We start from the raw sequence: 12,420 nt of genomic DNA, 5'->3' as shown, positions 1-12,420 counted from the left end.
TATGAGGTGTTATTATAAATAAAAGCCCTAACTCAATGTTAGGGCTCTGTACTATAGCTACGCATAATACAATATTTATAAGACTAATAGATTTGCACTTACGCATAATAAGTGTGTTTCTATTCTACAATTAATTTCTATATTTTTGCAATAAAATTTCAAAATTTTATTATAGCATTACCCATTCTAAACGAATAAACTTAAGAATAATATAAATATAATGCCTGATACAGAGATAACTGTTTCTAATAAAGACCAAGTTAAAAATGTTTCTTTTACAGTTAAACCAAAATACTCTTTGAACATCCAAAATCCTGCATCATTAACGTGTGATAAGATAACACTTCCGGCCCCAATAGCTAATACGACTAATGCAATATTAACATCTGAATGTTGTAACAATGGCAATACAATACCAGTAGTTGAAATTGCTGCAACTGTCGCTGAACCTAAAGCAATACGTAATACAGAAGAGACTATCCACGCCAATAATATTGGTGACATTTCTGTACCTTTGAATAAATGTGCAATTGTATCTCCTACGCCACCATCAATAAGTACTTCTTTAAATGTGCCACCACCACCAATGATTAAGATCATCATACCGATTGGGTAAATGGCATTTGATACTGAATCCATAATTTCTGAATTTTTTCGCCCTTGCTTAACGCCCATTGAGAACATAGCAAAGATTACCGCAATAAGCATTGCAGTCCCTGCTGTTCCTATAAAGTAAATAAATCCTTCAAAACCATTTGTGGCCTTTTCATGTCCTGTGACTAATTGAACTATAGTTGAAATTAGCATTAAGATAACAGGTAAAATTGCAGTGATCAAACTCATTAAAAATCCAGGCATTTCACTCTCTTTGAATTCTTGTTGCGCGCCTAAAGATGAGATATCCCCTTCTCTTGTATAAGCTTTAGGTGTGAGTTTTTGTGCCATTTTGTTAAAAATTGGACCCGCAATTATAGTTACCGGTATAGCAATGATAATTCCATATAAAAGTACGTGTCCTAAGTTTGCATGTAATTCTTTTGCAATTACGACTGGTCCTGGGTGTGGTGGTAAGAAACCATGTGTAACAGATAATGCTGTAACCATTGGCAACCCAAGTTTTAGTTGTGAAACGTTAGCTCGTTTGGCAATCGTAAACACTAATGGTATTAATAACACTAAACCAACTTCGAAGAATAATGCTATACCTACGATAAATGCTGCAATGAGCATTGCCCACTGTACGTGCTTTTGTCCGAATTTATTTATTAAGGTATCCGCGATTCGAGTAGCACCACCACCGTCGGCAAGCAATTTACCTAAAATAGCACCCAAACCAAAGATTAAAGCAATGTGCCCCAGTGTACTACCCATTCCTGATTCAACGGTATCAATTATTTTATCTAATGGCATTCCTAATAGTATTGCCGTTACAATGGATGTAATGATTAAAGAAATAAATGTATTTAATTTCAAAAAGATAATAAGTGCAAGTAAAAATACAATACCAATTACCACTGTAATAAGTGGCCATATAGTTTCAAACATAAGTTAATCCCCTCTCGAAAAGTGTTTCATTAATTGTTAACGCTTTCTTTAGTTTTCAAAAATTTTTGCTTTAATTTGTTAAACAATAGCGAGGCGACACTGTTATTGTGCCACCTATGCTTCTCAAAACTTTTATTTCTCTGTTGTCATATTGTTACGTTGGAAATCCGCTATTTCAGCATAACGCTCTTCTAATGAACGACTTAAATTAATAAATATAGCAACCAACTGCTGATACGTTTGTACTTGCTCTTGATCAGGTTCGTGTTCATTAGTGGTACCGACCATATCTTCAATAATTGAAAAATCTTCAACTTCTCCCAATGCTTTCATACCTAGTACACAAGCGCCTAAACAAGAACTTTCATAACTTTCAGGGACACTTAAATGCGTATCAAAAATATCAGCCATCATTTGACGCCACACTTCACTTTTAGCAAATCCACCTGTAGCTTTAATTGATTTTGGTGTTTCATTCATAACTTCAATTAGTGCCAGATAAACAGTGTAAAGGTTATATAACACCCCTTCTAATGCAGCGCGTATCATATGTTCCTTTTTATGAGATAAAGTTAACCCAAAGAAAGATCCACGTGCGTCAGCATTCCATAATGGTGCACGTTCACCTGCTAAGTAAGGATGGAATATTAACCCTTCAGCACCTGGTTTAACTCTGCTTGCAATTCGAGTTAATACATCATAAGTATCAACACCTAATCGTTTTGCAGTTTCTACTTCACTAGCTAATAATTCATCTCGTAACCAACGTAAAATTACGCCACCATTATTTACAGGACCACCGATAACATAATGGTCTTCGGTTAAGACATAACAGAAAATGCGCCCTTTATAATCAGTACGTGGTTTATCAATGACCGTACGTATGGCTCCAGAAGTTCCTATCGTCACTGCGACTTCGCCTTTTTTAAAGGCATTTACGCCTAAATTTGATAACACACCATCACTCGCACCTACTACAAATGGCGTATCTTCATTCAATCCCATAAGTGTCGCATAGCGTTTTTTCATTCCCGTTAAAATATGTGTTGTTGGCACAACTTCAGGTAGTTGATTTTCATTAATCTCTAATAATTGCATTGCTTCTTTATCCCATTGCAACGTTTCTAGGTTTAATATTCCAGTAGCAGAAGCCATGGATTGATCAATCACATATTGTTCAAATAACTGATAAAATATATATGTTTTAATATCAATGAACTTCGCTGTATCATTATAAGTTTGTTGTTGCTCATGTTTCATCCAGAAAATTTTAGATAATGGCGACATTGGATGTATTGGTGTACCAGTTCTTTGATAAATATCAAAACCATTATGGTCTTGATTTATTTTCTCAGCATACTTACTCGCTCTATTGTCTGCCCAAGTTAGATTTTCTGTTAATCGTTTATGGTTATTATCCATGGCAATTAAACTATGCATTTGAGCACTAAACGATACTAATTTAATGTCATCTTTATTAATGCCTGACTCTCTAATCACATATTTAATCGTCATTATCACGGCATCGAATAATTCATCCGGATTTTCTTCGGATACATCTACATTCGGTGTATTAAGGGGGTAACCAATATTATGCTTTAATATAAAATTACCTTGCTCATCGTATAACACGGATTTAGTACTCGTAGTACCTATGTCGACACCAATCATATATTTCATTTTGTCATTTCATCTCCTAAATTACTTACTCTGTTCTATTTCAACCAAAAACTTTCAATATCTTCGCCTACATCATCAAAATTTAAGTGGAAAGCATGTCTTAACCTCGTTGTATCTTGTGTAGCAATCGCATCGATAAACACTTGATGATTATAATGAATACGCTCAAAATCTTTTTTATCATGTTGCATTCTATGACGCATCGATAGCAATATAAGAGCTTCCATTACCGGCCTCAAATTATTCCAATAAGTTTTTAAATATTGATGTTTGGAAGCTAAGATGGCTACTTCATGGAATTTAATATCATGTTGAGTGAATGATTCAGCATCTTCAAATTGTACGGCTACTTTCATCATTTCTAATTGTTTGCTTAACTCTTTAACGACTAACTCAATTTGTTGCTCTTTTAATCTAGAGAAAGCAAAAGATTCTAACATAATACGTAAATCGTATAGCTCCTTTTTCTCCTTATCTTCAAAAGGTAACACTTCCGCACCCATGCGTTCTAAATGGATCAATTGATCTTGTTTTAACAATTTAAACGCGTCTCGTACTGGCGATCGACTAACATTATAAGTTTTAGCAACTTGATTTTCCGTTAATAATGTATCAGGTTCTATCGTACCTTTAACTATGTTTAAACGAATTTCAGCTGCTATCATTTCACCTTTTGAAGCACCTTCTAACCATTGCTCTGGATATTCAAATTCCAAAATAATCACCTCGCCAGCATCTAATATACTTGTATACAAGTATATTAGTACAAAATAACCGAAAATGCAAACGCTTCCAGTTGTATAAAAAAATTATTTTTGAATTTCGTTATGCAATTCTTTAAATTATTTTCACCTAAATAGTTCTTAATTACGTTTTCATTGGTTTTTACCGCATAAAAAAACTACCTAATCTCCGCATTAAGCGTTAACTAGATAGTTTTACTGATTATTAATTTTATTTATATGAATGCTGTTCAAATACTTCGGAATGAATATCTTGCATTGTATGCTCTACGTCAGTAATCTGTGTAGCACATTGCTTCAATAAACTACGATATTTTTCTGTATTTGCTTCGTTTTTATATCTTATTTGATGTTCCAAACTCGCCCACATATCCATGCCAATCGTGCGGATTTGAATTTCTACAGGTACATATTCTACAAATTCTGCGAGAAATACAGGCACTGTTACGACTATATGTAGACTTCTATAGCCATTGCTTTTAGGATATTCTATATAATCTTTACGTTTTAATAACTCTATATCTCCTTGATTTAATAATAATTTTTCTATCGCATAAATATCTTCTATATAATTACATATCACTCGTATACCAGCAATGTCTTGCAAGTTATCTTTTGCAGATTCGGCCGATACTTCATACCCCTTGCGTTGTAATTTAGAAATAACACTACTTAATTGTTTTACTCGACGTTCCATATGATGTATTGGATTGTGTTTATATATATGTTCGAAATTATCATCTAAAATATCTAATTTTGTACTGATTTCTTTTAGAGCAGAACTATAAATCTGATCCAAACTAACGAAATCTACAAGAGTCGAAAAAGCTTCGTCTGAGTCGTTAAAATCACTAAAACTATGCTTAAAATCTTCTTTTAATTCCTCTAAATGTAGTGAGGGCTTGCGTTCAACATACATCCTTTATTCCCCCTGGTTTTATCTTTGTTAATGTAAGTATACTTTATTTTAAGTGATTTTTTAAGTAATACACTTGTATTTTCTGTTTGTACAATAACAATTATACGCTAAAATTCCTTTATACCAACAAAAAAAGCACGAATCTTTTTTGATTCGCACTTCGCTTATCTTTTATATCATTTTATTGTTTTTCTATTTCATCAGCTAAAATATGATCCATAGGGTTATCACTGTTATTTAACTGTGATGTTATATTCCGTTTCTCTTGTTCACTACGTGTTTGACTTAGTTTATAAGCCGCTTCAATATCTGTTACTTTAATTTTAAACCCTACTATACCTTTAATTTGTTTTTTTGTTTGGCCCGATAAATTGTCCCAAGTTGCACCATTTTCACGATGCTTTTCGTATTGCTTTAATAGTTTTGTTAAATCTGCAGCCAATTGTTCCTCATCAAGCAACTGTCCTTCACCATATGTATGAATACTTTCATAATCCCACGTTGGAACGTCTTCTTGTTCATACCAAGTAGAAGAAACATAGCCATGCGGACCATGAAATATAATTAATATATTGTCATTATTATTTATCGTCTGCCACTGTTTATTACCTTTAGCAAAATGTCCTGAAATATATAAAACATTACTGTGTTCTTCAATATTCACTGGTAAATGTGTTGCTATTGGCTTTTCCCCTTCAGTAGTAATTATAGTGACAAAGTTATTGTTGCGCATAAACTGTTTAATTTCTTCGTAATCGTGCAATTGATAATATTTTGGGATATACATGATACACGCCCCCTTTAATTACTTACATCTTACTTACCCATTCATATAAATATTATAACTATATATGCTAAAAGACAGAGTCTAGGACATAATATTGTCTCCAGACTCTGTCTTTAAATTATTCATCTTTTTTATGTTCTATTATTTCTACATCTCTATTATCTGCGATATTACGAGCTCTTTTCATCGCATCTTCCTTTTTATCAAAACGATCTGACGCTTGTTTGGCTCTGTCCGTTTTCACTTTCCAATTATCGTCTTCGAAGTATACATGTACGTCACGTTCGTTAAGTTCCGGATTGGCTTCGCTATCTTTTTGATGTTGCGTAATCTTTTTATTTTTTAGTTCGTCTAGTTCTTGTTGCGAAGCATCTTTATACCAAGATTCGGCTTGTTTCGTCGCAATTGGAATTGTGTCACTTTCACTGTAACCATCTTTGAGCATGGCATTACCAATATCAATTGCTTTTTTGCGTTCTAGTTCATCAAAGTTTTTCCAACTTTGTGGGTAGTCCTCCATTGTCCAAGGCATTTAACATGACACTCTCCTTTTCTAATAAATTACCACGTACTAGCTATCTGAAACTTTTTATTATTTATGGCTTTGTACATTATTTGTGTGTATGCAATTATGCTGAATATTCATTAAAGCTTCTTTAATGTAAACATACTGAGGTAACGATGATAATTCTTTAATAACAATATAATTATTATGGTCAAAATGTTTTGCAATATTTTCAAATACCAGTAAATATTCTCCCATTTGCTCATCATTTATGTGCATGTGATTGCTATTGTTTAAAGCTCGAGTTAGCATAAAACTAATTTCTTCTAAAGCATAAATCGTTGGATAATAATTTTGTATTGAAACTTTATGATTAAAAATTTCTCCATTGGCACTGTCATATACGCGTGACATATTACTTAACTTAACGCTTAATAAGAGCATTTCCTTTTTGCCTTCTTCTTGTTTGGCATAGCTATTAGCTGAAAAAAGGTAATGGAATATTTTTGCTTCTGCTCTTACTACTTCTCCGATTGAACTTGGTAACATGGACGAAGCAGTCTTACGACCCAATATAACGAGCCCTATTGCACCTATAATGACGCCGACCATTACATCTGTAATACGTGGTAACGCTATCGATAGCGTTAAATGTTGCGATGCGAGGCCGTTTAATAATAACACTTGAATCGTAATAAATATAACTGCGAATGAATAGTTAGCCCCTACAAACGTTTCTGTTATGCCAGCGGTCAACGCGAGTAATGCGATAGCTACCGGTACTGATGGATTACTAATCAAAATAACGGATAATGCTATAACGCCTAATACAGTACCCACACCTCTGGCTCCTGCTCTTTCGAGACTGTGCATCGTGTGCCTACCAACTAATACTGTGTGTGCAGATAGCGGTATCCAATATGCTTTGTCAAAGTGAAACATTAGCGCTACAAAAATCGAAATCCCCATTATAACAATATATCTTAGAGTATTTTTAAAGATAATAGAATCTAAAGTTAAATTTTGATACATATGTTGTCCATATATTGGCACACGAATATCTATTTCGCGTGCTATTTTTTCATCGTTCGCATGCATAATTTCATCAACTCTAAAAATATAGTCAATTAAATTTTGATACACGGGACTAACATCAACTTCTTTACGCCACATCGTGTTATTTTTCTCTTTATTAGTTATCATATCACTAATATAATTGACCATTTCTATAATTTCAGTATCTAATGGTCTATTATTCTCTGAATTTAATTCCAATAGTTCAGCATGAATCCCTTGTGCCAAATTATGTAAGATTAATAGTTTTTGAAATTTAATCGACCTTTTACCTTTAGGTAAGCTAGCCGTTATAAATTGATGATCAGCATTTTTAAAAGCACTTACTGCTTTTCTAGAAATTGAAGAGAATGCTGTTTCATCATTGAATTGTTCTACCAATTGTTTAATTATAGTATAGTCATTTTTTACAGCTTTAAATTCCGCACTTTCTTTTGCTATTAAAATATTAACAATAACGACTAACGTTGCAAACAACCCACCTGCAAACATGGTTAATCCTCTTGTTAAAGCTTCTTCAGGTGCTACGGGTAAATTAATAGGTAAACTGAAAGCTACAATAAAGAAAGTTGAAGAAGGTCCAGGAATATTTAACGCACTAAATATAAAGTAAGGCACGACAGTTACTACAAGTAACAACATTCCAAACATAAGTGGTTGAGTAACTGTAAGTGACCCTAAAATAATCGCAATTGATAAACCAATTGTTGTATATAAAATAATACGTAGTTTAGAGCGAGCAGAACCCCCAAAAACATAAACATGCGCTAATGTACCGGTAGACATTAACAACCCAAGCTGTAATTGATCAGTGAGGTAACCAATTATAAGTGGTATAAACATTAATATAGCTTGTCTCGTCCCTTTTAATGGATCAATTTTTATTTTATCGAACTTTACTAATGACTTTAAATAATTAATCACCTTTTGTTCATCTCCTAATTATAATTTTCTATGTAGTCAAAACAGTAATAAAATTTAGTGATTTGCTAATTATTTCAAAATGGTAATTTATTGTGACAGGAATTAAACCCTAAAGTAAAAAGGTAGTTAAATGTATGATAGTTGCAAGGAGATATGTAAAAAAAGCGTTGAAACTTACACATTTTTATTTCAGATTAAAATTCAAATACTGTTTTTACAGCAATTTTTTATAATTACAAAATCACACCTGACATACACCCACACTGCAATAAGAAAACAACCTGACAGAGCTCTAAACTCTATGAGGCTGTTTAATATTTATAGGCATAATTTCTTGATTACTTAATTATATTTATTGCACTAAAAGTTTATTCATCTATTAGCTTCATTATTATTTAACACTCTTTTATAACTAGTGTGATAGAAATTTAATATATTTAAGTTTTATTCTGCTTCAGAAATATCTTCACTGATATTAGAATAATCGATATCTGCTTCTAAAAATTCTTTGTTATCGGTAGGAAAATGTTGTTCTAATGTTTCTATCTTACTTACCTCAACACTACCACTATTCATTTCGAAGTCTAAAACATGTCCTCCGAAAGTATGTGCATCATCTACAAAATGTAAATGGAATCCTCCTGCTGCAATACCGTGAAATAATTGCGGTGAAAAGAACCCGACGACGGTACCATAAATTTGTTCTTTTGTGTATTCTGGTTGACGTTTTGCTGATTCGATTAGTCTTGTATATGGTTTTTCTTGTTTTGGCATCATACGTACGTGCATCGTTTCGAACTTACCAGTAATCTTTACTGCGATAAAAATATTTTTACTGTTTACTTGATGTAAAACTTCGTCTAAAACTGCCTCTTGATCACTAATAACACGTACATCAAATTGTAAATCTGGATTAAATGGTGTCACAGTAGCGAATGGTGTCATCTCTCTACCGTTTAACTGTTTAAATTCATTGTGTTCATTAGCATGATAAGCCTGCCCATCTACAATAATAACTTCTCCATCGGAACCAGTTAATGTACCAATACCTAAATCACCATGCGTTAGTATGTCTTTAATTTGAGCCGTGCCATCTAACATGCCTGCCATTAAAGTCCCTAAAGTACCATGTTGATATAACATATAACCACTCCTTAAATTATTAAGATTTATATGAGGTAATTAGTTTTGATTAACTTAATATAAACTGCATTATATATAATTATACATCGTTAAAAGTCTTTATGATAATTTCATGTTTATATTTACTATTTTAAGCATAACAAAAAGACTCCTTTAAGATTTTACTTTCTTAAAGAAGTCTTTGCTTATTTTTTATTTACTAGTACTAATTGTAATGTTTGGCTCTGCTACTAATAATTCAGGGACATTAGCAAAAAAGTGTTTAAAATGATCGGAGTTATTATGAGCTTGAACAGCTTCCTCATCTTTATAACGTTCGATCATTGCAAATGTATTAGGTTCATCCGTTTTTTCAAAGTGTTCATAATATAAAGAACCTTCTTCTTTGTTTGCTGCTTCAATTAATGGACTCACTAATTCTAAATATTGTTCACGTTTATTTGGGTTCACTTTCATAATAGCGTTTACGGTAATCATAAAACGTTCCTCCTTAGCAGGTTTTAAATTATTACACTAGCTTATTATCAAAGAGCAAAATAATCAATTATTGAGTCTTATCTTGAACCAATGATCTATCCGGTTTAACAAAGAACCACATTATTATAGCGAATACTACAGGAACCATGATAAGCATTAATGTGTTATTCCAACCAATTCTATCGGCGAAGAAACCTGCTAGTAGTGGGCTTAGTAAAGCACCTATATTGCCCCACATGTTCATCCAACCAGATACTGTCCCGGCAAAGTTACGTCCTAAGTCTGTAGCTGCAGCCCAGCTCATACCCATTGAAATACCAATTCCGCCTAAACATAATGATAACCATATAACGTTAGCTACAAGATTATCTGTTTTAAGCGCGAAGAATAAAGCAATACAAAATACAACGAAACCAATAATTGCTATTACGCCTCGAGCCATAAATTTAGATTTACCTTGTTGTAAAATTTTATCTGACACAGTTCCAGCAGTTAATATCAAGATAAACATTACTAACCAAGGCGCACCCGAAGCAAACCCTAAATCTTTAAGTTGAACTCCATGCTGTTCTGTTAAATAAGTAGGTAACCAAATTAAGAATAATGAGATTACGAACTGAACTACAAAGTATTGTGCAGCTAATGCATAAAAACTAAATCTTCTTAAGAAGTTATTCCAAGGTGCAACTGATTTTTCAGTAGAAACAATGTCACGATTGTTCATAATGTATTCTTTTTCCGCTTCATTCACCATTTTGTGTTGCTCTGGTAAATCTTTAGCAATGATTGTCCACAACACAGCAATTATTAATCCAACCGCACCGAATATGTAGAATACTGCTTGCCAACCAAAAGCATTATAAATTGCGATTGTAATGAGCGGTGCAATTACTGGACCAAAATAGGAGCCAGCTAACAGCATACTTGAGGCACGGCCTTTTTCACCCTTAGCAAACCAAAATGAGTTAAATACCGCATTTGAAGGATACATTGGTGCTTCCCCTACACCAAATAAGAAACGAACTGTATATAGCATACCGTGATTTTTTACCGCACCAGTCAAAATTGTAAATGCGCTCCACCAAACTAATGCAATCGTCAACATTTTTTTAGGGCCGTATTTTTCTGCTAAAAACCCAGAAGGAACTTGCATTAATGCATAACCTAATGAGAATAATGATGCAAGTAATCCAAAATGTGTTTTATTCATATTTAAATCTTCCATCATTGGTTTTGCTATAACTGAGATATTAGATCTATCCATGTAAGCAATAATCCCTATAATAAAGAATGTGATAGCAAAATACCATCTAACGTTACTTCTTTTTTCTTTCATTGTTACCCAACTTTCTTTTAAGCCAACTCATCATATGACCTATTGTTTATTCTTTTTAATGATATTATCATAATGTGTAAGCGTTTACAATGCTTTTTTCAATAAAAATTACTATTATCGATAAAATTTCTTTCATTTTTTAATATAGCCTTGGCGAACTATTATAAATGCGCTTCTTCAATTTCATAACAATAATATTATACATTTTATATTAAAATAGCTTATAATTAGTGAATAGTTGGCAAAAGTTGACTGTTTTCGTTTATGTATTATTAAAAGGAGATTTTTATTAAGGTATGGAACAAATAATAACTGAATTCATTCGCTCATGGGGTTATGTTGCCATAGCGATATTAATTTTATTAGAAAACATATTACCATTTATACCATCGGAAATTATTTTGACATTTGCAGGTCTATTATCTGAAAAATCCGATTTATCTATTCCAGTATTATTTATTATTTCTACAGTTGCCTCTTTCGTAGGTTTATTAATATTGTATTATATAAGCAGACTTGTTTCCGAACAACGTTTGTACCGATTTGTTGATAAGTATGGTAAATGGATTAAACTTAGAGGTAAGGATGTAGCAAAAGCCAATGATTGGTTTAAGCATTACGGCTCTTTTGCGGTATTCATTTGTAGATTCATTCCCGTATTAAGAGTGTTAATTACTATTCCTGCCGGCATTAACAGAATGAATATAGTGAAATTTATGCTTTTATCACTTATAGGTACTACTATTTGGAATTTCCTACTTATATACTTAGGTAAATTATTAAGTAGTAGTTGGGATGTCTTAATGAACGCTTTACACACTTATTCATTCATTATGTATATCATTATATTTATCATTATTGTTTACATTATTTATCATCTACTGAAACGTCGTAGAGTTGAATAACAATATTTAAGACTATAAAAGGCAATTTCTATTATATCCAAATAGAAATTGCCTTTTTTCTTTATTTTAAAGTTATAAAACAACTGAATTTAGCCTATCTATAAAATAATACCAACGTACCTTGTTCCGACATAAATATGAAGTATAGTTAACGATAATACTGGAAAAACAGGACAAACCGAAAAGTACATGATGGAGCTGTACATATGAAAGCGAGCCTTACAATATATAGCTTTATAATATAAATAAATTAATATCGCTATATTTTTTCAAAAATTATTAAACAAAAACAACCTAACAGATTATATATCTGCTAGGTTGTTTTGATTTCGGTATTGTTTGTGATTTATAATGATTGTTCTGCACTATAAAACACTACTAA

11 protein-coding genes are annotated in these 12,420 nt (G+C 32.4%); 1 reads left to right on the top strand and 10 read right to left on the bottom strand.

Annotated elements, in window-relative coordinates; all coding sequences use genetic code 11:
- Positions 1–186: 186 nt before the first annotated feature.
- From ISP02_RS02065 to ISP02_RS02020, 10 genes are all read right to left on the bottom strand, one after another.
- Positions 187–1,545 (bottom strand): gluconate:H+ symporter, encoded by a 1,359-nt coding sequence (locus ISP02_RS02065; RefSeq protein WP_195720015.1) that lies wholly within the window; start codon positions 1,543–1,545, stop codon positions 187–189.
- 132 nt (positions 1,546–1,677) lie between these two features.
- The gene (gene gntK, locus ISP02_RS02060) at positions 1,678–3,225 is read right to left on the bottom strand and encodes a gluconokinase (protein WP_195720014.1); all 1,548 of its coding nucleotides are present in this window, start codon (positions 3,223–3,225) and stop codon (positions 1,678–1,680) included.
- Between the two features lie 35 nt (positions 3,226–3,260).
- Entirely contained in the window at positions 3,261–3,941 is a 681-nt protein-coding gene (locus ISP02_RS02055; RefSeq protein ID WP_195720013.1) for a GntR family transcriptional regulator, read from the bottom strand.
- A 238-nt stretch (positions 3,942–4,179) separates the two neighbouring features.
- Positions 4,180–4,887, bottom strand: a complete 708-nt coding sequence (locus ISP02_RS02050) for a GTP pyrophosphokinase (protein ID WP_195720012.1) — start codon at positions 4,885–4,887, stop codon at positions 4,180–4,182.
- A gap of 181 nt (positions 4,888–5,068) precedes the next feature.
- Entirely contained in the window at positions 5,069–5,674 is a 606-nt protein-coding gene (locus ISP02_RS02045) for an FMN-binding negative transcriptional regulator (protein ID WP_195720011.1), read from the bottom strand.
- A gap of 118 nt (positions 5,675–5,792) precedes the next feature.
- Positions 5,793–6,206: a DUF2188 domain-containing protein gene (locus ISP02_RS02040; RefSeq protein WP_195720010.1), complete on the bottom strand. Its 414-nt coding sequence runs from the start codon at positions 6,204–6,206 to the stop codon at positions 5,793–5,795.
- Between the two features lie 60 nt (positions 6,207–6,266).
- Entirely contained in the window at positions 6,267–8,177 is a 1,911-nt protein-coding gene (locus ISP02_RS02035; RefSeq protein WP_195720009.1) for an FUSC family protein, read from the bottom strand.
- 444 nt (positions 8,178–8,621) lie between these two features.
- On the bottom strand, positions 8,622–9,320 hold the full coding sequence (budA, locus tag ISP02_RS02030; protein ID WP_195720008.1) for an acetolactate decarboxylase: 699 nt from the start codon (positions 9,318–9,320) through the stop codon (positions 8,622–8,624).
- Between the two features lie 192 nt (positions 9,321–9,512).
- Entirely contained in the window at positions 9,513–9,797 is a 285-nt protein-coding gene (locus tag ISP02_RS02025; RefSeq protein WP_195720007.1) for a putative quinol monooxygenase, read from the bottom strand.
- 67 nt (positions 9,798–9,864) lie between these two features.
- Positions 9,865–11,133: an MFS transporter gene (locus ISP02_RS02020; protein WP_195720006.1), complete on the bottom strand. Its 1,269-nt coding sequence runs from the start codon at positions 11,131–11,133 to the stop codon at positions 9,865–9,867.
- Between the two features lie 296 nt (positions 11,134–11,429).
- Here ISP02_RS02020 and ISP02_RS02015 point away from each other — a divergent pair, with 296 nt between their 5' ends.
- Positions 11,430–12,038, top strand: a complete 609-nt coding sequence (locus ISP02_RS02015; RefSeq protein ID WP_195720005.1) for a DedA family protein — start codon at positions 11,430–11,432, stop codon at positions 12,036–12,038.
- Positions 12,039–12,420 lie beyond the last annotated feature (382 nt).

The sequence above is a fragment of the Staphylococcus durrellii genome (assembly GCF_015594545.1).
Classification (GTDB): Bacteria; Bacillota; Bacilli; order Staphylococcales; family Staphylococcaceae; genus Staphylococcus; species Staphylococcus durrellii.
This window is presented reverse-complemented; position numbering and strand designations above follow the sequence as displayed.

Bases quoted from the DNA above. Each gene is read 5' to 3' on its own strand.
- ISP02_RS02065 (WP_195720015.1), bottom strand. From the start codon at position 1,545: ATGTTTGAAACTATATGGCCACTTATTACAGTGGTAATTGGTATTGTA.
- gntK (WP_195720014.1), bottom strand. From the start codon at position 3,225: ATGAAATATATGATTGGTGTCGACATAGGTACTACGAGTACTAAATCC.
- ISP02_RS02050 (WP_195720012.1), bottom strand. From the start codon at position 4,887: ATGTATGTTGAACGCAAGCCCTCACTACATTTAGAGGAATTAAAAGAA.
- ISP02_RS02045 (WP_195720011.1), bottom strand. From the start codon at position 5,674: ATGTATATCCCAAAATATTATCAATTGCACGATTACGAAGAAATTAAA.
- ISP02_RS02040 (WP_195720010.1), bottom strand. From the start codon at position 6,206: ATGCCTTGGACAATGGAGGACTACCCACAAAGTTGGAAAAACTTTGAT.
- budA (WP_195720008.1), bottom strand. From the start codon at position 9,320: ATGTTATATCAACATGGTACTTTAGGGACTTTAATGGCAGGCATGTTA.
- ISP02_RS02025 (WP_195720007.1), bottom strand. From the start codon at position 9,797: ATGATTACCGTAAACGCTATTATGAAAGTGAACCCAAATAAACGTGAA.
- ISP02_RS02020 (WP_195720006.1), bottom strand. From the start codon at position 11,133: ATGAAAGAAAAAAGAAGTAACGTTAGATGGTATTTTGCTATCACATTC.
- ISP02_RS02015 (WP_195720005.1), top strand. From the start codon at position 11,430: ATGGAACAAATAATAACTGAATTCATTCGCTCATGGGGTTATGTTGCC.